Here is a 20973-nt window from a genome sequence, read left to right on the forward strand (position 1 = left end):
CGGCATGGACTTCGCGTTCGGGGCGGAGGACGAGGCCTTCCGGGGCGTCGCGCGGGAGTGGCTCGCGGCGCACCCCTGGGGGGAGGGCGGCCGCGCCTGGGAGCGGGAGCTGGGCGCGGACGGCTGGATCGGGCTCGGGTGGGAGACGGCCGGCTACGGCAACCGGCGGGCCACGCTCACCCAGCAGGTCGTCTGGGCCGAGGAGTACGCGCGCGTGGGGGCGCCCGGCCGGGTCGGGCACATCGGCGAGAAGCTCCTCGCGCCGACCCTGATCGCGTACGGGGACGAGGAGCAGCAAAACCGGTTCCTCCCCGGTATCGCGCGCGGCGAGGAACTGTGGTGCCAGGGCTACAGCGAGCCGGGCGCCGGATCGGACCTCGCGGGGCTGCGGACCCGGGCCGAACGGGACGGGACGGTGTACCGGGTCAGCGGGCAGAAGATCTGGACCTCCCTCGCGCGGGACGCCGACTGGTGCTTCGTCCTGGCCAGAACGGAGGCGGGTTCAACACGCCACCATGGGCTGTCCTTCCTGCTGGTGCCCATGGACCAGCCCGGCCGGATCGAGGTACGGCCCATCCGCCAGATCACCGGGACCAGCGAGTTCAACGAGGTCTTCTTCGACGGGGCGGAGGCGGACGCCGCCCACGTCGTCGGAGGGGAGGGGAACGGCTGGCGGGTCGCCATGGGGCTGCTCGCGGTCGAGCGGGGCGTGTCGACGCTCGTCCAGCAGATCGGGTTCGAGGCGGAGCTGGGGCGGGTGCTGCGGCTGGCCGTGGAGAGCGGGGCGGTCGCCGACGCCGTACTGGAGGACGCCCTCGTACGGCAGTGGGCCGAGCTGCGGGTGATGCGGTGGAACGCGCTGCGGACGCTGGGCGGTTCGGGGGACGCGGGCGCGCCGAGCGTGGCCAAGCTGCTGTGGGGGCGGTGGCACCAGCGGCTCGGCGAACTGGCGATGCGGGTGCGGGGCGCGGCGGGCGCGACCGGGCCGGGGGCGTGGTCACCGGGCGCGTACGCACTCGACGACCTCCAGCGGATGTTCCTCTTCAGCCGGGCCGACACCATCTACGGCGGCTCCGACGAGATCCAGCGCGACATCATCGCCGAGCGGGTGCTCGGCCTGCCCAAGGAGCTTCGATGAGGGGTGTGCTCTTCGACGGTGAGCGGGCGCGGGTCGTGGACGACCTCGTCGTACGGGACCCTGGGCCGGGCGAGGTGCTGGTGGGGATCGCGGCGGCCGGGCTGTGCCACAGCGACCTGTCGGTGATCGACGGGACGATTCCGTTTCCGGTGCCCGTGGTGCTCGGGCACGAAGGCGCGGGGATCGTGGAGGCAGTGGGCGCGGGCGTGACGCATGTGGTGCCCGGTGACCATGTGGCGCTCTCGACGCTGGCGAACTGCGGGGCGTGCGCCGACTGCGACCGGGGCCGGCCCACGATGTGCCGGCGGGCGATCGGACGGCCGGGGACGCCGTTCTCGCGGGGCGACGGGGCCCCGGTGTACCAGTTCGCGAGCAACTCCGCCTTCGCCGAGCGCACGGTCGTCCGCGCCGTGCAGGCGGTGAAGATCCCGCGGTCCATCCCCATGGCCTCGGCCGCCCTCATTGGCTGCGGCGTCCTGACCGGCGTCGGAGCCGTACTGAACCGCGCCCGCGTCGCCCAGGGCGACACGGTCGTCGTCATCGGCGCGGGCGGCATCGGCCTCAACGTCCTCCAGGGCGCGCGGCTCGCGGACGCCTCCGTGATCGTCGCGGTGGACGCCAACCCCGCGAAGGAGGCGGCGGCACGACGGTTCGGCGCCACGCACTTCCTCCCCGGCACCAGCGGCGTACGGGACGTGCTGCCGACCGGCGCCGACCACGTCTTCGAGTGCGTGGGCCACGTCGGACTCGTACGGCAGGCGATCGACCTCCTCGACCGGCACGGCCAGGCCGTCCTGCTCGGCATGACCGCGCCGGCCGCCGAGGCGACGTTCCCGCCCGCCGCGATGTTCCTCGACAAGTCGATCCTGGGCTGCCGCTACGGCAGTTCCCGCCCCCAGCACGACATCGCGCTCTACGCCGATCTGTACGGGAAGGGGCGGCTCCTGCTCGACGAGCTGGTGACGGAGACGTACCCGGTGGAGGACTTCGCCAAGGCGGCCGACGACGCCCACCACGGGCGCGTGGCGCGGGGCGTGCTCGAATTTCGGTAGACCGGCGGGGAGGGAGCCCGGTTACGGTCGGGGCATGTCGTACCGGAAAGTCGCCAACCGGCCCGTCCTGACCTGGTGTCTCGTCGCCGTGGCCGCCCGCGTGCCGGTGGCCATGGCGCCACTCGCGATGGTGTTCCTGGTACGCGAGCGGCCCGGCGGCTACACCACGGGAGCCCTGCTCGCCGCCGTGTACGTGCTCGGCGAGATCCTCGGCGCGCCGCTCCTGGGCACGCGGCTGCGCCCCGAGCGCGCCCGCCCGCAACTGGCCGCCGGACTCGCCGTCGGCTGTGCCTCGTTCGCGGGACTGTGGCTCACGCACGGGGACCGTCCCGTGGTGCTCGGCGCACTGGCGTTCCTCGCCGGGGCCGGGCCGTCGGCGGCGGCCGGCGGGCTGCGCGCCCTGCTGACCGGCATGGTCCCGGCCGGGGCGGTCTCCCAGGCGATGAGCCTCGAATCGATCCTCATGTCCGGCATATGGGCCGCCGCGCCCGCCCTGACCACGGGGCTCGCCCTGGGGGCGGCCCCTTACGCGCCCATGCTGCTGGCCGCCGTCCTCATGGGCGGCGCCGCCGCCGGACTGTGGGCGCTGCCCGCCGGGTGGGCGGCGGAGGAGGACGGTGAGGAGGCCCGGGGCACGCGCGCGAAGGTGCGGGTGCTGGCCGGTGCCTGGCCGGTGTACGTGCTGGGCTCGGCGAGCCTGGCCATGCTGGCGCTCGCCGAACTGATCCTGCCCGCGCTGCTGGAGCAGCGGGCGATCGGGATCGGCTGGGCGGGGCCGCTGCTGGCCGGCTTCTCGCTCGGGTCGGCGGCGGGGGCGTTCGTGTACGGGCTACGGACCTGGCCGGGGCGGCCCGCGCGCCAGTGCCTGGTGATGCTGCCCGGCATCTGCGGCTGCGGTGTGCTCGTCGCGCTGGTGCCGTGGACGTGGGCGATCGGCGCGGTGCTGGTGGTGGCCGGCGCCCTCCAGGCCGGGATCGGCCTGGCCCGCAACCTCCAGCTGCGGGAGGTCATGCCGGCGGGCGCGCTGGCGGCCGCGTACTCGGTGAACTACGCGGCCGTGGGGGCCGGGTACGCGGCGAGCGGCGCCCTGGCCGGCGGGCTGCTGCGGGTCGTGGCGCCCTCGACGGCCATCCTGGCGGGCGTGGCGCTGGCCCTGGTGCTCAGCGCGGTGGGGCTGGCGGGGGAGCGGCGGATGTCGGCGGCCCGCGTCGCCCCTGGCGGCCGGACGACGGCGGTCGGCACCGGCGGTCGCGCCGTTGACGCCGTTGACGCCGTTGACGCCGTTCGCGCCGGTCGCGCCGTTGACGCCGTGCCTGCGGGTGGTGCCGTGCGTGCGGGTGGCCCGGAAGGCGCGGCGGTGGACGGCGGGCGGGACGCCGGGCACTGCCTGTAGGCGCCGGCGCGTCGACCGGTCGGTGCCGGACCAGACGCCGTCTTCGGCTCGTACGACGTGGCCCGGTACGCCTCGGGCGCACGGTGCGCGGCGGACTTGACGGCCCCGGTGCTACGGGGAGGTGGCAGCCGGTCACGGCATGAGGCGGCCGAAACCGCCCCGGTGGAACAGCAGCGGGTCCCCGTCGTCCGAGGCGCCCAGTGCCTCCACACGGCCGACCACGATCAGGTGGTCGCCGCCCGTGTGCACCGCCTGGACCACGCAGTCGATCCACGCCGGGACGCCCGCCAGGCGCGGCGAGCCCGTGCCCGGGGCCGCGTCGTACGGGACGCCCGCGAACTTGTCGGCCCCCGTCGACCCGCTCACCGCGAACGCCCGGCACAGCCCGGCCTGGTCCGCGCCCAGGACGTTCACGCAGAAGGCCCCGGCGCGGGCGATCCGGGGCCACGTCGTGGACGTACGCGCCACCATGAAGGCGACCAGGGGCGGGTCCAGCGACAGGGACGCGAAGGACTGGCAGGCGAACCCGGCCGGGCCCTCCGTGTCGTACGCCGCGACGACCGTGACCCCGGTCGCGAAGTGCCCCAGCACGCGCCGGAACTCGGCCGGATCGACGGGCAGCCGCTCGTCGTCCCGCACCGCCCGCAGCACCGGCGGTGCCTCACCGGCCGTCGGCGCGCCCACGGACCTCAGATACCGGACCGCCGTGGCCGCCATTCCCGCGTGTCCCATCACGTCACTCACCCCTGTACCGGGGCGTGCGGCGCTCCAGGAAGCTCGCCACCCCCTCATTGGCGTCGTACGTCGTCATGTTGATCTCCTGTGCGGCCGCCTCGGCGGCGAACGCGGTGGCGCGATCACTGTCGAGCGAGGCGTTGACCAGCTGCTTGGTGAGGGCGATGGCCCGCGTCGGACCGGCGGCGAGGCGCACCGCCCAGGCGCGCGCCGTCTTCTCCAGCTCGTCGTCCGGGACGACCCGGTTGACCAGGCCCATGTCACGGGCCTCGTGCGCCGTGAGCGCGTCGCCGAAGAACATCAGCTCCTTCGCGCGCCGTGGCCCGACCAGGCGCGGCAGCAGATACGCCCCGCCGCCGTCCGGGACCAGGCCACGACGGGCGAACACCTCGATGAACCGGGCCGATTCGGCCGCCAGGACCAGGTCGCAGGCGAACGCGAGATGCGCGCCGATCCCGGCGGCGGTGCCGTTGACGGCCGCGATCACCGGCTTCTCGCAGTCCAGCACGGCGGCCACGAGACGCTGCGCCCCGTGGCGGATGGTGCGTGCGACGTCGCCCGCGACACGGCTCCCACCCCCGGCCGGTGCGGCACGCAGGTCGGCACCGGCGCAGAAGCCCCTGCCGGTGGCGGTGAGGACGACGGCGCGTACGCCGGTGTCGGCGGAGGCGTCGGCGAGCAGCGCGATGAGGCGTTCCCGCTGGTGGGGGGTGAGGGCGTTCAGCGTGTCGGGGCGGTTGATGGTGATCCACGAGACGCCGTTGTCAGTGGCGTGCAGTACCAATGACTCAAGCGACTTTTCGGGGGATCCGTCGGGGGATTCTTCGGGGGAGGAAGTCATGCTGTCCCTTTCGGCTTCACCGGCCAGGTCACCAGCCCGCTCATCGGCCCGCTCATCGGCCCGGTCACCGGCACACGGCCATCGCGTCCAGCGCCACCGCGCCCTGGCCGCGCTCCAGCACCATCAGCGGGTTGATGTCCAGCTCCGACAGCTGGTCGCCCAGCTCCAGCGCCATCCGCTGCACCCGCAGCACGACCTCCACCAGCGCCTCCACGTCCCTCGGTGGCGCACCCCGCACGCCGTCCAGCAGGGCCCGCCCGCGCAGTTCGCCGAGCATGGCCCGCGCCTGGTCCTCGCCGAAGGGCGGTACGCGTACGGCGGTGTCCCGCAGCACCTCCACCAGGACGCCGCCCAGGCCGACGGTCACCGTCGGGCCGAACAGGTCGTCGTGCGTCACGCCCACCACCATCTCGACGCCCCGGTCGACCATCTGGCAGACCAGGATGCCGTCCAGCTCGGCGCCCTCGTAGCGGGCGATGTCGGTGAGTTCGCGGTACGTGTCGCGGACCTGGCTCGCGGAGGTCAGGCCGAGCCTGACCAGGCCGAGTTCCGTCTTGTGGGCGAGCTGCGGGGCGGACGCCTTCATCACGACCGGGTACCCGACCAGGCTCGCGGCCCGGACGGCCGCCGCCGCGCTGGTCACCAGCTGCTCGCGCGGCACGCGGATGCCGTACGCCCGCAGCAGCTGCTTGGCCGCGTGCTCGCTCAGGCGGTGGCCGGGGCGCGTCAGTGCCTGCGCCTTGCGGTACGAGGGGGACGGTGTGCGTGGCGCTTCGTCGAGGGGCGAGCGGTACGCCCGGGTGAACCGGTGGTGGTCCAGGTACGCGCGGACGGCGGTGACGCAGTTGCCGAAGGTGCGGAAGGTCGCCACGCGCGAGGAGCCGAGGAGCGTCTCGCGGTAGGCGGCCTCGGTACCGACGGGCGACCCCCACACCACGCACACCAGCTTGTCGGTGTGTTCCGCCGCGTCCACCAGGTCCTGCGCCAGCTTGTCGCTCATGGGCGGGAAGGGCCCGGTGATCGGGCAGATCAGGACACCGACGTCCGGGTCGGCGAGGAGAGCGTCGATGATCTTCCGGCCGCGCCAGTCGCCCACCGGGTGGCCACCGTTGTCGACGGGGTTGGCGACGTTCAGGTAGTCGGGTATCCACTGGTGCAGCTCCTCCTGCCGGGCCGGCGACAACACCGGCAGCCGCAGCCCGGCGGCGGTGGCCAGGTCCGCGAAGTGGGCGCCCGTGCCGCCCGAGATCGAATACACCACGACGCCGTCCGCCACCGGCCGGCGGGCCCGCGCGAGCAGGGTGGCGGTGTCCTGGAGTTCGTCGAGTCCGTCGACCCTGATCACACCGAACTGCCGCATGGCCGCGTCCACCACCTGGTCGGCGCCGGTCAGCTTGCCGGTGTGCGACGCGGCGGTCCGCGCCCCGGCGCCGGTGCGGCCGACCTTCACGGCGACGACGGGCACGCCGCGCCGCGCCGCGCGGTCGGCGGCGAGGAGGAAGGAGCGTCCGTCCTTGATGCCCTCCAGGTAGCAGGCGATGGCTCCGACCTCGGGACGCTCGGCGAAGTAGGAGAGGAAGTCGGCGGTCTCCAGGTCGGCCTCGTTGCCCGTGGGCGCCCAGTGGGAGAGGCGTACGCCCAGCTCTTGCAGGGCGTACAGGGGCCGGCCCTGGTGGCCGGACTGGGTGATCAGCGCGATCGCCGGGCCGTCGAGGTCGTCGCGGAACTCCTCGAAGGCGTTGAGGTTGGTGTTCGGGCCCAGCAGCCGTAGCCCTGAGCGTTCGGCGGCGGCCGCGAGGCGGGCCTGGGCGGCGGCGCCCGCCTCGCCGGTCTCGGCGAAGCCGGACGCGAAGGCGACGGCGAACCTGGCCTTGGCGGCGCCCAGTTCCTCGACGACCGGCAGCGGGTCGGCGACCAGGAGTACGGCGACGTCGACGGGCTCGGGCAGGTCGGCGACGGAGGGTACGCAGTCGAGCCCGAAGACCGACCGGCGGCTGGGGTGCACCGGGTGCAGCCGGGCGCCGACCCGCTCGGCCCAGCGGAGCAGCTGCCTGGTGATCCCGGTGTTGGGGCGCCCCTCGGTGTCGGACGCCCCGACGACGGCGACGGACTCGGGCCGGAAGAGCCGGTCCAGGTCGGGGACCGAGGCGTGCAGGGGGCGGCCGCTGACGTCCAGGTCGCCCTCGGTCGCGGCGGTGCCGTGGACGGAGGCCCCGGTGGTCTGCCCGCAGGCCACCACGCGGGCGCGGAGATCGGTGGTGAAGGTGCCGTGGGTCGATCCAAGCATCGTTCCGCCGCTCCTGCTCGTCGTGGCTCGTCGTGTGCTTGCCGTGCTTGCCGTGCTCGTACGTGTGCTCTCCGGGTCGGGTCGTCGGGTCGCCGGGCCCAGAACTGACGCAGTGTCAGATTAGCGAACTGATGAGACATCAGGAACAGGGCGGTAAGGGATCGGTAAGGAGTTCGTAGATCACAACCTCGCTCCCTCCCGGCAGACTTCGAAATTGACCCGGGCGCGCCCACCCCTTGAACGAGAACCACAACGGAGGAGACGTATGAGAACCCCATTCGCAGTCCGCCGCGCCGTGAGACTCGGCGCAGGCGCCGCCATCGCCGCCGGCCTGGTCGCAGCCGGGCTCACCACGCCGGCCCACGCCACCGAAACCGACCAGCTGTGGATCCACGCGCCGTACAAGATCGACCTGCCCGTGGGCGCGGCCGCCGGAGCCGAGCCGCAGGCGCGCACCCTGACCCTCGGCCTCTACCACGACAACAGCGCCTTCACCGTCACCGACGGCCGGCTGACCGTCGACATCTCGGGCCTCACCGGTGTCGCCGAGGTGTCCTGGCCGGAGAGCTGCTCCCCGAGCGGCACCACGGCCGTCTGCACCGTGCCCGAGGTCACCGGCAGCTCCGACATCGCGTACCCGGTGAAACTGACGGTCCGCGCGGTGCCGGGCGCCGCCGCCGGAGCCAGTGGCCGGATCACCTACCAGGCGCAGGCCACCACGACCCAGGGCGCCGAACCGCTCGTAGCGCCCGGGAACGACACCACCGTCACCCTCGGCTCCGGCCCCGACCTGTCCCTCCAGGACCCCGAACCACTGGACGCAGTGGCCCCCGGCACCGTCCACACCGTGCCGCTCTCCGTCACCAACCGGGGCAACGAGCCCGCCGACGGCGTCCAGCTCACCTTCTACGTGTCACGCGGCCTCACACTCGGCGAGGTCGCGCCCGGCTGCACGAGCACGCCGGTCGGCGGCACCACGGACACCGCCCTGACCAAGGTGCAGTGCGCCTTCGACGACACCGTCGAACCGGGCGGCACCTTCACCTTGCCGCAGCCCCTGAAGGCCACCATCGCCGACCACGCCCTGTACGAGCGCCTCGACATCTCCGTCACGCCGGGTTCGGGCGCCACGGACCTCTCGACCAGCGACAATTACGCGTCCGCCCGCATACGGGCCACCAACACCGCCGACTTCGCCGTACGCGGGGTGAAGGCGGCCGCCGGCGCGGGGGAGACGGTGGCGACCGGCCTCACCTTCCGCAACCGGGGCCCCGCCTGGGTCGCGAACCTCAGCTCGGGTGAGCCCGTGGCCGTCGTCGACTTCACCGTTCCCGAGGGCGCCACAGCCACCGCCGTGCCGCAGAGCTGCTACGCCCGCTCGCTGGACGGCACGTCGTTCCCGACCAGGACCGGCGCCCCGCTCTACCAGTGCCGACTGCCCTACTGGGTGACGGAGTCCCAGACGGTCACCCTGCCGTTCACGCTGCGCGTCGACACCGTCGTACCCGACGCCACCGGCAAGGTGACGCTACGGGCCGCGTACGGCGACCAGCCGCTGCCCTTCGACCCGAACGTCCGGAACAACACCGCGAAGCTCGTCCTGAACCCGTCCTCCTGACCCTTGCGCCCGGGGCCGGCATCCGCTGAACTGACGTATCGTCAGCTTCGAGTAGGAAGGGCCCGGAATGCAGACGGTCTGGCTCAGCGGCGCCGAATCGTGGCAGACCTGGTCCCTGGGCAGCGCGCCCGGCCGGTTCGGCGCATGAACCCGGCCGTACCGGATATCGACGCCTTCACCCGTGTGTACTGGGACGCCGCCGCCGAGGGCCACCTCCTCATCAGGCGGTGCGGCACCTGCGGACGAGCCCACCACTACCCGCGCGAGTTCTGCCCCCACTGCTGGGGCGAGGACGTCACCTGGGAGCGGGCGAGCGGCCGCGCCACGCTCTACACCTGGTCCGTCGTCCACCGCAACGACCTGCCGCCCTTCGCCGCGCGCACCCCCTACACGGCAGCCGTCGTCGACCTCGCGGAAGGCCCACGCCTCATGACCCTGATCGTCGACTGCCCGGAGCGGGACCTGCGCATCGGCATGCCGCTCACGGTTGCCTTCCGAGAGGAGGCGGAGGGGGAGGGGGAGGCGGAGGCGGAGGCGGAGGGGGAGGAAGGCGACGACCGCGTTGCGGTTCCCGTCTTCCGGCCGGCCTTAAGAGACCCGCTCTAGCTGGTGATGCCGAGCGCGTCGACCCGTAGGACCTTGAGTCGTGCCTGGGTCAACTGCCTTACGCCTCAGGGAACTCAGGCGCCGCCGCCCGCGTCCGGGGGTGGGCGTGCTGCCCATGGTCGCCGTGTGGGCCGCCCTCTCTCCGAGTGTGGCGGGCTCCGGCGTCCCCTCAAGGGCGCTCCCTTCGGTCGCGTCGCTTCGCGATGGGCTTCGCCCACCCTTGACCGGCCGCCTCCGCCCGCCTTTTCCCACTCGGAGGGCGGCCCGGGGGAACGGGCCCGGGAGGGGCGCCCCTTTCCCCGTGCCGTTCGTGGCCAGGAGGCGAGTGCCGCAGGGGGCGCGGCAGTGGAATGGGGTGCTCGCTGTCGGCTCGGCGGCGGGCGGCCGTCTGTTGGTTGCAGTACGGGACCTCGCTTCGGTGGGTGGTGGGTGCGCGGCAGTGGCATGGGGCTTCCGGGCTGGGTTTGGCGGCTGCGGGTGGGGGTGGGTTGGGGTTCAGGCAGGTGGCTGGGGCGGGATGGGGGTCGGGCCGGGGTGGAGCCGCCCGGCCGGGGTGCGGCAGGGGGCGGGCTGCTGGGGCGGTCCGTGGGGTGGAGGGGGGCGCGGTCGGGTCGGCGCCTGGCACCTGCCGGTCTCCTGGGGCTTGCAGGTGTCTCACCGGCTCCGCTTGCCTGTCGGGGATGCCCCACCAGCCTCCTTGACCTCACCGGCGCCGGGATCGTCGAGTTGTGGGCGGAGTAGGACACCTCCCTGCCCTGGGTATCGAGGTCGGGGACGTCCCATCCCGCCCACAACTCCAGTGAGCCGGTACGGGAGTGACTGGAGGGGGCGTTGGGTTGACCCGACGCCCCCTGAGTGGGCGAGACAGCCCCGCTGCGCGCGCCCCGGGCCCGTGCCGGACGCCGGGCTGGCTTTGCGCTGGGGAGGGGGTTCAACCTCGCCCGGGTGTCTCACGGAGATGCCCCACAGGCCCCCTTGGCCCCACCGGTACCGGGGCCGGGGTGTTGTGTGCGGTGTGGGACACCTCCCCGCCGTGGTGCCGGGGGCTGTGGGTGTCCCATCCCGCCCACAACTCCGGCGAGGCGACACGGCTGTGACTGGAGAGGTCGGAGGGGTCGTTCTGTGGGGCGGATGGGGTGTCCTGGGCTCCCGGGGCCGCCAGCGAGTCCCGTAGAGCATCAGCCGGGCCGGGAAGGCCACGTCTGCAAGCGGACCCTGCGGGGCACCGGTTTCCGGATCCGTCCCTCTGGCCCCACCTGCCTCACCACGTCGCCTCACCGGCCCCTACTGTCACACCTGCACCGGGGCTTGGGGGTTGTGGGCGGTGTGGGACACCTCCCGGTGATGAGCATCCGGGCTTTGGGTGTCCCATCCCGCCCGCAACTCCGATGCTCGCCGGAGTGGTTGCCCCTTCCCGGACTGCCCCGGGTGGGGGAGCAGCGGGGCGTGCCCCGGCCGCGCCCGAGTAGCCGGGAGGCCGTGGGCCCAGGTCCGTGCCGGAGGCCAGGCCGGGCCGAGAGCTACATCGTCCCGGCGGCCGGGTGCCTGCCGTGTGCCCTGACCGGGTGGGTTTCGCCCTGGCCCAGCCACCATCCCACCTCAGCCACCTGCCTGAACCCCGGCCCCTCACCCGCCCGCAGTCGCCGAGCCGAGCCCGGATGCCCCATTGCACTGGGGCGCACCCACCACCCGCCGGAGCGAGGTCTTGTGCCGCAACAGGGAGACGGCCGCCCGCCGCTGAGCCGAGAGCGAGCACCCCATTCCTCTGCCGCGCCTGCTCCGGCCGGGTCGCCTCGGCAACGAGCCCGACTCTTGCGGCTGGCCCCCCGGGATGCCTGCTCCCGGGGCCGCCCTCCGAGAGAAAAAGCGCGGGCGGAGGCGGCCTGTCAAGGGTGGGCGAAGCCCATCGGCGAAGCCGACGCGAAGCGCCCTTGACAGGGTGCCGGAGCCCGCGACTCTCGGAGGGGAGGGCGGCCCGGAACGGCAACCGTGACCAGACGGCCCGCCCGCCAGGGTGAGCCCGGCGGGGTAGCGTGGTGATCATGGTGGACTGGGACATTCGGCCGGCGTCGGTGGGGGACGTCGAGTCGGTGGCCGAGTTGCGTGCCGTGGTGCTGCGGGATGACCTGGTGCGGCTCGGGCGGTACGACGAGCAGCGGGTGCGGCAGCGGCTGCGGGAGGGATTCGAGCCGGCGCACACCTGGGTGATCGAGGTGGGCGGCGCGTTCGCCGGTTGTGTGGCGCTGCGGCGGGCTGAGGACGCCCACTGGCTGGAGCACTTCTACGTGGCTCCTCATCTGCAGGGCAGGGGAATCGGTTCGGGCGTGCTGCGCGGGCTGCTGGGGCGGTGCGACCGCAACGGCGCCCTTGTCCGGCTGAACGTGCTGCAGGGCAGTCCGGCCCGGCAACTGTACGAACGGCATGGGTTCACCGTCGAGACCGAGGACCCGGTGGACGTGTTCATGGTGCGGGAGCCGGCCGTGACGCGACCCGTTCAGTCGTCCGGTGGCAGGCACAGCTGTGCGGTGATCACCTCGTGCAGCAGCTCCGAATCGACGAACTCGCCCTCGACGGGCGGGCCGCAGCGCCAGGACAGGGGGTAGGTGTTCCCGCTCGGGGCGGGGATGCCCACGTACTGGTCGCGGGCACAGGGGCCGAAACAGGTCGCCCCCGGGGGCCAGGTGTGTTCCTTGCTGCTGCCCGGCGGGATCAGGAAGTAGGTCCACCGCCCACCGGCAACCTCGCGCACGACGGGCCCGGGACGCCCGTCGGTGGCCGCCGCCAAGTGGTGCAGTACGGCTTCGCCCCGGACGCCGCGCACGCGGATGGCGTCGAAGTAGATTCCGGCCAGCCGCAGTTGCACGCCGGAGGCGGGGACCCATTCGGGGAGTTTGTCGGTCGTCATGGCTACGAGGATCGGGTCCGTTGCGTAGCGTGACCAGGGGGACACGATCCACTTCGGGGCGGTGTGGGAAGGACGGTGGCAGTGGTGGGATCCAGTGGGGGCCCTTCGCCCGCGCGGAGGCACGTGGGCGAGCTGATCAAGAAGTTCCGGATCCAGGCCGGCATGACCCAGAAGGACCTCGCCGACCGGCTCTTGATGTCGGAGTCGCTGGTGGGTGCGTACGAGCGGGCGGAACGCATCCCGACGACGGCGTTCCTGGTCGACGCGGATGCGGCACTGAACGCGCAAGGCGTCCTGGCGTCGTGCGTGGAGATGATGGAGGAGGAGAAGTACTCGCCCAAGTTCCTGAACTGGAAGCGGACGGAGGCGGACGCGGCGAGCATCAGCGCGTACGAGAGCATGCTGATCCCTGGATTGCTCCAGACCCCGGTGTATGCGCGAGCGGTGTACGAGACGCGGGTGCCTGTATGTGAAGCCGATGAGATCGAGCGACTCGTGCAGGGGCGGTTGGAGCGGCAGGGGGTGCTGGACCGCAGGCCAAAGGCGATCGTCAGTTACGTCGTCGAGGAGTCGGTGTTCCAGCGGCCGATCGGAGGGGAGCCGGTGCTCAAGGAGCAACTGCTCCATGTCCTGGAGTCGGTCAGCACCAGGAACCATGTGACGCTGCAGGTGATGCCGACGCAGCGGTCCGCCCACGCGGGGCTGATGGGGCCCTTGAAGCTGCTGAGCACCCGAGAAGGACGGAATCTGGGGTACACGGAAGGCCAAGGCGGGGATACGTTGATCTCGAAACCCGAAGAGGTGAACCAGCTCATCGACCTCTTCGGCGCGCTGCGGGCCCAGGCACTCACCCCCTGGGAGTCCGTGGGACTGATCGAGAGGATGGCGGCGAAGCTATGACCCCCGGCCTGGTCTGGTTCAAGAGCAGTTACAGCGGCAACACAGGCGGCGACTGCGTCGAAGTCGCCTACGACCGGCGCGTCGAAATCGCCGCCTGCCCCCACGCCGTCCACGTCCGCGACTCCAAGCTCACCGACGGGCCCACCTTCGCGGTGGGACCCGACGCCTGGGCGGCGTTTGTCGCGGGTGCGGGCGCGGGCGCACGCACAGCGACCGCGTAGGTCAGAGCACCGTTGTGGTGGCCGTCACGGCCGTGACCGCCACCACCGCGGCCTGCATGTTCCGGATGGCCTCGCGGACGCCGTCGCCCGCCCATTGGCCGTCGGCGATCTGCGCCATGCGGGGAGCGACCAGCTTGCGCGGCAGTCCCGGGAACGCCAGGCGGTGCAGTTTGGCGGCGTGCAGCAGGGCGACGAGCCCGCCGGTGCGGTCGTCCGGGTCCGTACCGTGCACGACGACCGACGTCAGTCGTGCGCGCAGCTCGCGCTCCACCGAGCCGTCCGCCTCCGGGTAGCGGCGTACCGGGAAGAGGCCGAGCACCCGGTTGTGTTCCTCCGCCACGAGGCCGCGCTCGCAGAGGCTCCGCACGGTCGCGGTGACCGCCTTCGACTGGTCCTTGGTGAGCCATTCGGCCACCTTGCGCGGGCTCTTGCGGCGGCGCGTCCACTCGTCGAGCTGGGCCAGGCGACCGTCGAGCAGTGCGGTGCCGGTGGGCGTCGTGTCGGTCACGGTCAGCCGGCCGTCGCGCGCGGTCACCCGGTCCGCCATGGCGAGTTCCAGCAGGATGCCGCCCGCCACGGCCCAGCCGGCCGAGGACCGCTCCTTCGCGGCGCCCGACTCGTCGTCCAGTGACAGCAGCGCGATTTCCTCGCCCAGCGTGACGGTCATGCTCATCCCGGTCGTCCCCCTTGATGGTTCACGATCATACGTGTGACGCGGAATCAGCCCCCAGGGTTGCGCGGCAGCAGTGGATGAAGTCCTGGACGGCGGGGTTGGAGTCGTCCGTGGGCGCCCACGCGATGGCGGCGCGGCTGGGGCTGACGCCGGTGACGGGGCGGTAGGTGATGCCGGGGCGGGCGTAGAAGCGGGCGGCGGATTCGGGGGCGAGGGCGATGCCGTAGCCGTTGGCGATCGCGCTGAGCCAGTCGTCGGGCCGGTCGGTGACGGCGCCGATGCGGACGGGGTGGCCGTCGCGTTCGTCGGTGGCCAGCCAGTAGTCGCGCCATGCGCCCGTTTCGGGTGGGGCGGCCACGAACGGCTCGTTCCACAGGTCGCGGAACGGAATCCGGTCGCGGCCGGCCAGGGGGTGGGCGGTGGGGAGTGCGACCCAGCGGGGTTCGGTGAACAGGACCTCCACCCGCAGGGCGTCCTGGCCGGGGAAGGGCAGCCGCAGCAGGGCGGCGTCGACGTCTCCGTACGCGAGGCCGGCGCTCGGGTCGGACCATGCGGCCTGCCGCATCTCGACCCGCCAGCCGGGCCGGCGGCGGGTGAACGCCGCGATGATGTGCTGGGTGGCCTCGTTGGCGGCGCTGGCGACGAAGCCGACTCGCAGCACGCGCGCCGCCCGGTCGGCCGCGCTTCTGGTGCCCCGCAGCAGCCGGCTCCAGTCGGCCAGGAGGGCGGGCACGCCGTCCGCCAGGGCCTGTCCCGGTTCGGTGAGGGTCATGCCGGCCCTGGAGCGGGTGAACAGGCGTACCCCGAGCTGGGTTTCCAGCTGTCTGATCTGTTTGGTCAGCGCCGGCTGGGACACGAAGAGCCGTTCCGCGGCGCGGGTCAGGCTGCCCTCCTCCGCCACGGCGATGAAGGAGCGCAGCAGCCGGGTGTCGACATCCATGCCCGCAGGTTATAGATGCCGGTATTGGACGCCCGGTGGGTGGTCTGGCGAGGGTGGACGCATGTTCCTCACGTACGCAGTGGTCACCGTCGTCACGGTCGCGGCGAACGCCGTCGAGGCCGTCGCCAATCTCATGAAGGCGCGGTTCGTCGTCGCCAACGCCGCCGAGGTGGGCGTCCGTCCGTCCTGGCTTCCGGTGCTCGGCGCGCTCAAAGGGGCGGGAGCGGTCGGGTTGCTGCTCGGGCTCCTGGGCGTCGGGTTCATCGGTACGGCTGCCGCGGCCGGGCTGGTGCTGTTCTTCATCGGTGCCGTCGTGGCCCATGTGCGCGCCCGCGTCTTCCACAACATCGCTTTCGCCGGGGTTTTTCTGGCGCTGGCCGCCGCGTCTCTCGTACTGGTCCTCGCCGTCGGACGCTAGCGTCAGCCGCATTCGCGCACGGGGCACAGCTCGACCCGGGTGACGCCGGGAATCTTCGCGATCGCCTCCTTCAGGGCCGTGCGCCGGTCTTCGGGGAGGCTCTCGGGGAAGCTGACGTCCAGGTAGGGCAGCTCGTCGGTCCAGGTTCCCGTCACGCCGGTTGCCCCGAGTTCCTGCAGTCGCGTTTCATGCACTCCGAGGCTGTCGAGGTAGGCGTCGGGATGGGTCACCGCCCGGAAGGTGTGGGGTTCCGCCAGGGCGGGGTGGACGTAGAAGTGCCAGCAGTAGGCCGCCGTGCCGGCGAGGACGCCCGCCATGAGCAGCGCGCCGGCCCCGGCCGTGATCCTCGCGGCCCAGCGGCTCCTGCGGGGGTCCGCGAAGGCGGCCAGCAGCAGGAGCAGCGCGGCCGGCCAGAACAGGAACATGGCCAGGAAGAGGCCCAGTACGCCCCAGGGCAGGAGCGCCAGGCCCACGATGAGGCAGGCGCGGGTGAAGGCCACCGGGCGGTGCGGCAGGAACAGGGGGACCGCGACCGACAGGGCGGTCAGGACGTGCAGCGCGAAGACATGGCTGTGCATCGTCCAGAGCAGCGCGGGCACCGTGGCCAGCACCGCGCTCGCCGCGAGAGCGCGCTGCCACCGGTGCACTCGCGCGGTTCTTTCCCCTGCGGCGTCCATGACCCGCCCCCTTGTTGAACGTGTTCAGTTGAACGCGTTCAACCTACCCTACGCACGGGTCACGGCCACAGCAGCTCCCGCTCCCAGTCCCTGTCCCCGTCCTCGCCCGTACGCCGGTAGCGCAGCCGTACGTGCCGCCTCCGCTCGTCGCCCTGGAAGAACTCGACCTCGTACGGGTCGAGCACGTACAGGGTCCAGGTCTCCGCGTCCGCGTCCGGTTCCGCCTGGGCGCGCTGCCAGGCCGCATCGCTCGCCGCCGCCAGCGAGCCGAGGGAGTCCAGGGTCTCGCTCTGCCGGCCCACCAGGGCGGCGGCCAGGGCGCCCGTCGAGCGGGCGTGCAGGTCGGCGTACGCCTCCGCCCGCGACGCCACGGCGACCCGGCCCCGTACCCGCACCTGGCGGCCCTGAACCGGCCAGTAGAAGCCGAGGGCGGCGTGCGGGGCGGCGGCCAGGTGGCGGCCCTTGGTGCTGGTGGCGTGTGACGCGAAGTGCCAGCCCCGCTCGTCGGCGTCGTGCAGCATCACCGTGCGTACGTCGGGCCGGCCCTCGGCGTCGACGGTGGCCAGCGACATGGTGTGCGGCTCGATCTGTCCGGCGTCCGCCGCCGCCATGAACCACGCGTGGAAGAGGGACAGGGGTTCGACGGGTGCGGTGTCCGGGTCGAAGGCGGGCAGCGGGGTGTCCCACACGCGCAGGGAGCGGAGGGTCTGGTGGAAGCTGGTCATCCCGTCATCATCCGCTTTCCGGGGGCGGCGTCACGCGAATGGGCGGAGTCCGGGTGAGTGACGTGAGGGGCACCACTCGCGGTGATACCTACTTTGGTAGACGTATATCAAGTTGGGGGTATCGCCATGGCGCGCACCGTGATCGACCTGGATGACGAGGCTCTGGAAGAAGCCGCACGATTCCTGGGCACGACCACCAAGAGGGACACCGTCAACACCGCGCTGCGCGAGATCGTGGATCGGCGGAAGCGGGCAGCCGCTCTGGAGCGCATGCGGCAGATGGTCGAGGAGGGGGAGATCGATCTGTCGATCATCGAGGAGGGGCCGTCGCCGGAGGAAGTGAGCGTCCCGCACGGCTCCCATGCCGACGGGCCCGCCGCGTGACCGAGCGGTTCCTGATCGATACGAGCGCACTCGTCCGGCTCTACCGACGGCAGGCCGGGTCCTTCTGGGATCAGTCGGTCACCGCCGGGCTGGTCGGCATCTGCGAACCGGTCCGGCAGGAATTCTTGCGCGCCGTCGGGGGCAGGGTCGCGTACTTCGAAGCTGATGGACTGCTGTCGGCCCTGTATCCGTACCGCTTGATGCGCGACACCGCCTGGGATGAGGCAGCCGTACTCCAGCGCGAACTGGCGGACAAGGGCTGGCACCAGTGCGTCAGCCCCGTCGATCTGCTGGTGTCCGTCACCGCCGCTCACCACAAGCTGACCGTGCTCCACCAGGACAGCGACTTCGACACCATCGCCCGCATCACCGGGCAGCCCGTGCGCCGTATCGAGTAGGCGCCGCGAGGCGTCACCGGTCCCGGCCCAGGACCATCGTCCCCGACGAGCAGAACCAGCCGCCCGTGCCCGACACCACGCCCAGGCGGGCGTTCGGGACCTGGCGGCCGGCCGCCTCGCCGCGCAGTTGCCGTACCGCCTCCACCAGGAGGAACAGGCCGCGCATACCGGGGTGGCAGGCGGACAGGCCGCCGCCGTCGGTGTTGACCGGCAGCGTGCCCTGCTCGACGTACGGGCCGCCCTCGCCCTTCGCGCAGAAGCCGAGGTCCTCCAGGGTCACCAGGGTCATGTACGTGAAGGCGTCGTAGATCTGGGCGAAGTCCATGTCGGAAGGGCCCAGCCCGGCCCGTTCGAAGGCGAGCCGGCCGCTCGCCGCCGCCGGGGAGACGGTGAAGTCGTCCCACTCGGACATGGTGGTGTGGGAGACGTGCTCGCCGGTGCCGAGGATCCAGACCGGGGCCTTCGCCGTGTCGGGGACGTACTCCTCGGCGGCCAGCAGCACCGCGCAGCCGCCGTCGCTGCGGATGCAGCAGTGCAGCTTGGTGAACGGGTCGGCGATGAGCGGGCCGGACAGGACGTCGTCGACGGTGATCGGGTCGCGGAACATCGCGTCGGGGTTGCGGGCGGCGTTCGCGCGCGCCCGGACGGCCACCGTCGCGAGCTGTTCGAGCGTCGTGCCGTACTCGTGCATGTGGCGGCGCGCGGCCATCGCGTACTTGGCGACGAGGGTGTGCCCGTACGGCGCCTCGAACTGGAGCGGGCCACGGCTCCCGTACGACAGGTTCGCGGTGCGGCGGCCGGAGCGGATGTCGGCGCGGGCGGTGGAGCCGTAGACGAGGAGGACGGCGTTCGCGTGGCCGGCGGCGATCGCGTCGGCCGCGTGGGCGGCCATGACCTCCCAGGTCGCGCCGCCCACGCTGGTGGAGTCCACCCACCGGGGCCGCAGCCCCAGGTACTCGGCGACCTCGATGGGGGCCAGCGTGCCGAGCCCGGCCGACGCGAGCCCGTCGATGACGGACCGGTCGAGTCCCGAGTCGGCGAGCGCGCGCCGGGCGGCCTGGGCGTGCAGCGTGTAGGGGGTGGCCGTGTCGACCCTGCCGCAGTCGGAGAGGGACACGCCCACGATGGCGACGGAACGGCGACGCTTGAATCCGCGCATGGAACTGACGGTACATCAGGTGCAGGGCATGGGCATCCACGGCGACCGGTCCTAATATGACGCACCGTCAGAAACGAGAGGGGCCCGCCATGGACGCCGCCTTCACCCCCGAACAGGACGAGATCCGCCGCACCCTGCGCGAGCTGCTCACCAAGCACTGCGGCAGCGAGGAGGTGCGCGCCGCCGTCGACACCGATACCGGATACGACCCCGCCCTGTGGGCCCTGCTGTCGCAGCGGCTCGGGCTGCCGGGGCTCGCGCTGCCCGAGGCGTACGGAGGCGTCGGCTGCGGCACCACCGAGCTGGCCCTCGCCTGCGAGGAGACCGGCCGGGCCCTCGCCCCCTCGCCGCTCCTCGCCACCGCCGTGCTCGCCGCCCCGCTGATCGCCCGCCTCGGTACCGGGGCGCAGCGGGCCGCGCTGCTGCCGCGCATCGCGGACGGGGCCCTGACCGCCACGCTCGCCGCCGCGCCGCTGCCCCGCGCCCTGGCCCTGACCGGCGACAACCGGGACGGCGAGTGGGCCGGGGGCGGGCGGGCCGGGGGCGTGCAGGCGCGGCGGGGCGGCGACGGTTCATGGGTGCTGTACGGGGAGGTGGGGCAGGTTCTGGACGGGCACAGCGCCGCCCTGCTGCTGGTCGCCGCGCACACCGGCGGCTACCCCGCCGCCCGTACGCTGCTCTTCCTCGTACGGGCGGAGGCGGCCGGCCTCGCACGCGTACGGCTGGCGGCGCTGGACGGGACACGGCCCCTCGCCCGCGTGCAACTGCGGGATGTGGAGGCGGAGTTGCTGGGCGATGGTGGGGGAGACGTGCCGGGGGCGCTCGCCGTGACCGGGCGCGAGGCGGCCGCCGTGCTCGCCGCCGAGGCGGTCGGGGCGGCGGCCCAGGTGCTGGACCGGACCGTCGAGTACGTACGGGTCCGGGAACAGTTCGGGCGGCCCATCGGCTCGTTCCAGGCGGTCAAGCACCGGCTGGCCGACCTGTACGTACGGGTGCAGGCGGCGCGCTCGGCGGCGTACTACGCGGCATGGGACCCGGACGCCGGGGGCCTGGCGCTCGCCCAGAGCCTGGAGGCGCTGCGCACCGCCGCCGCCGAGGGCGTCCAGCTGCACGGCGGGATCGGCTTCACCTGGGAGCACGAGGCCCATCTGTACTTCAAGCGGGCCACCGCCGACGAGCTGCTGTTCGGCCCGGTCCACCGGCTGCGCGGCCACGCCGCCGAAGCGGCGGGGGTGCTCGCCCGATGACCGGCCCGTCGCCGGCGCTGCGGCTGGTGCAGCGGGTGTCCTCGACCCGTACGTTCGCGAAGCTCGCCCCGTACGTCGTCCCCGCGCTGGACCGCGCGGTCCACCGGCTGACCGGCGGGAAGGTGCTGCTCAGCGCCCGGATGCTGCCGGCGCTGGTCCTCGTCTCGCGCGGCGCCCGTTCCGGCCTGGAGCGCCGCACGCCCCTGGCCTGCATGCCGGAGGACCCGGCGGCGACGACCTGGGTCCTGGTCGGCTCCAACTTCGGGCGGCCCGACCACCCCGCGTGGACGGGCAACCTGCTGAAGCACCCGGACGTGGAGGTCGTCTGGCGCGGGCGCACGATCCCCGTGCACGCGCGGCTGCTGAAGGGCGAGGACCGCGAGGCGGCGTGGGCGAAGGTGCTGCGCTTCTGGCCGCCGTACGCGGCGTACCAGGCGAGGATCGACCGGGAGATCCGCCTCTTCCGCCTCACGCGGCGGGGGTAGGCGGGGCGGGCGGGGGCCGGGCGGGGGTGACGGGGCAGGCGGGGCCGGGCGGGGGTGGCGGGCGTGGCGGAGGTGACCGGGGCGGGCGGGGGCCGGGCGGGGGTGACGGGGCAGGCGGGGCAGGCGGGGCCGGGCGGGGGTGACGGGGCGGAAAGGGAACGCCGACGGCGG

22 protein-coding genes are annotated in these 20973 nt (G+C 73.1%); 13 read left to right on the top strand and 9 right to left on the bottom strand.

What is annotated here, in order from left to right; translation table 11 throughout:
• Positions 1–4: 4 nt before the first annotated feature.
• From AMK26_RS26840 to AMK26_RS26850, 3 genes are read left to right on the top strand one after another with little or no spacing between them, the layout of a single operon-like run.
• On the top strand, positions 5–1138 hold the full coding sequence (locus AMK26_RS26840; protein WP_073757340.1) for an acyl-CoA dehydrogenase family protein: 1134 nt from the start codon (positions 5–7) through the stop codon (positions 1136–1138).
• Positions 1135–2190, top strand: a complete 1056-nt coding sequence (locus tag AMK26_RS26845) for a Zn-dependent alcohol dehydrogenase (protein ID WP_073757341.1) — start codon at positions 1135–1137, stop codon at positions 2188–2190. Before AMK26_RS26840 ends, AMK26_RS26845 begins: the two co-directional genes overlap by 4 nt.
• 34 nt (positions 2191–2224) lie before the next feature.
• Entirely contained in the window at positions 2225–3583 is a 1359-nt protein-coding gene (locus tag AMK26_RS26850) for an MFS transporter (protein ID WP_073757342.1), read from the top strand.
• Between the two features lie 132 nt (positions 3584–3715).
• On the opposite strand, the gene AMK26_RS26855 is transcribed toward AMK26_RS26850, so the two are convergent.
• From AMK26_RS26855 to AMK26_RS26865, 3 genes are all read right to left on the bottom strand, one after another.
• The gene (locus AMK26_RS26855) at positions 3716–4300 is read right to left on the bottom strand and encodes a flavin reductase family protein (protein ID WP_073757829.1); all 585 of its coding nucleotides are present in this window, start codon (positions 4298–4300) and stop codon (positions 3716–3718) included.
• A 19-nt stretch (positions 4301–4319) separates the two neighbouring features.
• Positions 4320–5159 carry an enoyl-CoA hydratase/isomerase family protein gene (locus AMK26_RS26860; protein ID WP_073757343.1) on the bottom strand — a complete coding sequence of 280 codons (840 nt, stop codon included), beginning with the start codon at positions 5157–5159 and terminating at the stop codon, positions 4320–4322.
• 64 nt (positions 5160–5223) lie between these two features.
• Positions 5224–7446: an acetate--CoA ligase family protein gene (locus AMK26_RS26865; RefSeq protein WP_073757344.1), complete on the bottom strand. Its 2223-nt coding sequence runs from the start codon at positions 7444–7446 to the stop codon at positions 5224–5226.
• Positions 7447–7711: 265 nt separating this feature from the next.
• Here AMK26_RS26865 and AMK26_RS26870 point away from each other — a divergent pair, with 265 nt between their 5' ends.
• The 3 genes from AMK26_RS26870 (at position 7712) to AMK26_RS26880 (ending at position 12273) form a co-directional block, all read left to right on the top strand.
• Positions 7712–9064 carry a hypothetical protein gene (locus AMK26_RS26870; RefSeq protein ID WP_073757345.1) on the top strand — a complete coding sequence of 451 codons (1353 nt, stop codon included), beginning with the start codon at positions 7712–7714 and terminating at the stop codon, positions 9062–9064.
• 144 nt (positions 9065–9208) lie between these two features.
• Complete coding sequence (locus AMK26_RS26875; protein ID WP_073757346.1) at positions 9209–9670, top strand: Zn-ribbon domain-containing OB-fold protein; 462 nt, start codon at positions 9209–9211, stop codon at positions 9668–9670.
• Between the two features lie 2042 nt (positions 9671–11712).
• Positions 11713–12273 (top strand): GNAT family N-acetyltransferase, encoded by a 561-nt coding sequence (locus tag AMK26_RS26880; protein WP_079277858.1) that lies wholly within the window; start codon positions 11713–11715, stop codon positions 12271–12273.
• Here AMK26_RS26880 and AMK26_RS26885 read toward each other — a convergent pair.
• A complete protein-coding gene (locus AMK26_RS26885) occupies positions 12165–12575 on the bottom strand; it encodes a hypothetical protein (protein WP_073757347.1) in 411 nt (136 codons plus the stop codon). The genes AMK26_RS26880 and AMK26_RS26885 overlap by 109 nt on opposite strands.
• 123 nt (positions 12576–12698) lie before the next feature.
• Here AMK26_RS26885 and AMK26_RS26890 point away from each other — a divergent pair, with 123 nt between their 5' ends.
• Positions 12699–13475, top strand: a complete 777-nt coding sequence (locus AMK26_RS26890) for a helix-turn-helix domain-containing protein (RefSeq protein ID WP_073757348.1) — start codon at positions 12699–12701, stop codon at positions 13473–13475.
• Positions 13472–13696, top strand: a complete 225-nt coding sequence (locus AMK26_RS26895) for a DUF397 domain-containing protein (protein ID WP_073757349.1) — start codon at positions 13472–13474, stop codon at positions 13694–13696. Before AMK26_RS26890 ends, AMK26_RS26895 begins: the two co-directional genes overlap by 4 nt.
• A 1-nt stretch (position 13697) precedes the next feature.
• On the opposite strand, the gene AMK26_RS26900 is transcribed toward AMK26_RS26895, so the two are convergent.
• Both AMK26_RS26900 and AMK26_RS26905 read right to left on the bottom strand, forming a co-directional pair.
• Positions 13698–14363, bottom strand: a complete 666-nt coding sequence (locus AMK26_RS26900; protein ID WP_073757350.1) for a GOLPH3/VPS74 family protein — start codon at positions 14361–14363, stop codon at positions 13698–13700.
• A gap of 34 nt (positions 14364–14397) precedes the next feature.
• Positions 14398–15309: a LysR family transcriptional regulator gene (locus AMK26_RS26905; RefSeq protein WP_073757351.1), complete on the bottom strand. Its 912-nt coding sequence runs from the start codon at positions 15307–15309 to the stop codon at positions 14398–14400.
• A 61-nt stretch (positions 15310–15370) separates the two neighbouring features.
• Between AMK26_RS26905 and AMK26_RS26910 the strand changes: the two genes are divergently transcribed.
• On the top strand, positions 15371–15727 hold the full coding sequence (locus AMK26_RS26910) for a DoxX family protein (RefSeq protein WP_073757352.1): 357 nt from the start codon (positions 15371–15373) through the stop codon (positions 15725–15727).
• 2 nt (positions 15728–15729) lie between these two features.
• Here AMK26_RS26910 and AMK26_RS26915 read toward each other — a convergent pair whose 3' ends face one another.
• Positions 15730–16404 carry a hypothetical protein gene (locus tag AMK26_RS26915; protein ID WP_143608636.1) on the bottom strand — a complete coding sequence of 225 codons (675 nt, stop codon included), beginning with the start codon at positions 16402–16404 and terminating at the stop codon, positions 15730–15732.
• 59 nt (positions 16405–16463) lie between these two features.
• A complete protein-coding gene (locus AMK26_RS26920) occupies positions 16464–17129 on the bottom strand; it encodes a pyridoxine/pyridoxamine 5'-phosphate oxidase (protein ID WP_073757354.1) in 666 nt (221 codons plus the stop codon).
• 126 nt (positions 17130–17255) lie between these two features.
• Here AMK26_RS26920 and AMK26_RS26925 point away from each other — a divergent pair, with 126 nt between their 5' ends.
• Entirely contained in the window at positions 17256–17513 is a 258-nt protein-coding gene (locus AMK26_RS26925; RefSeq protein WP_073757355.1) for a type II toxin-antitoxin system VapB family antitoxin, read from the top strand.
• On the top strand, positions 17510–17911 hold the full coding sequence (locus AMK26_RS26930) for a PIN domain nuclease (protein WP_073757356.1): 402 nt from the start codon (positions 17510–17512) through the stop codon (positions 17909–17911). The genes AMK26_RS26925 and AMK26_RS26930 overlap by 4 nt, the downstream gene beginning before the upstream one ends.
• Before the next feature lie 13 nt (positions 17912–17924).
• Here AMK26_RS26930 and AMK26_RS26935 read toward each other — a convergent pair whose 3' ends face one another.
• Complete coding sequence (locus AMK26_RS26935) at positions 17925–19070, bottom strand: thiolase C-terminal domain-containing protein (protein ID WP_073757357.1); 1146 nt, start codon at positions 19068–19070, stop codon at positions 17925–17927.
• 89 nt (positions 19071–19159) lie between these two features.
• On the opposite strand from AMK26_RS26935, the gene AMK26_RS26940 reads away from it, so the two are divergent.
• Positions 19160–20317 (top strand): acyl-CoA dehydrogenase family protein, encoded by a 1158-nt coding sequence (locus AMK26_RS26940; RefSeq protein ID WP_073757358.1) that lies wholly within the window; start codon positions 19160–19162, stop codon positions 20315–20317.
• Positions 20314–20802, top strand: a complete 489-nt coding sequence (locus AMK26_RS26945) for a nitroreductase family deazaflavin-dependent oxidoreductase (RefSeq protein WP_073757359.1) — start codon at positions 20314–20316, stop codon at positions 20800–20802. Before AMK26_RS26940 ends, AMK26_RS26945 begins: the two co-directional genes overlap by 4 nt.
• Positions 20803–20973: the final 171 nt, after the last annotated feature.

The sequence above is a fragment of the Streptomyces sp. CB03234 genome (genome assembly GCF_001905885.1).
In the GTDB taxonomy this organism is placed as follows: domain Bacteria; phylum Actinomycetota; class Actinomycetes; order Streptomycetales; family Streptomycetaceae; genus Streptomyces.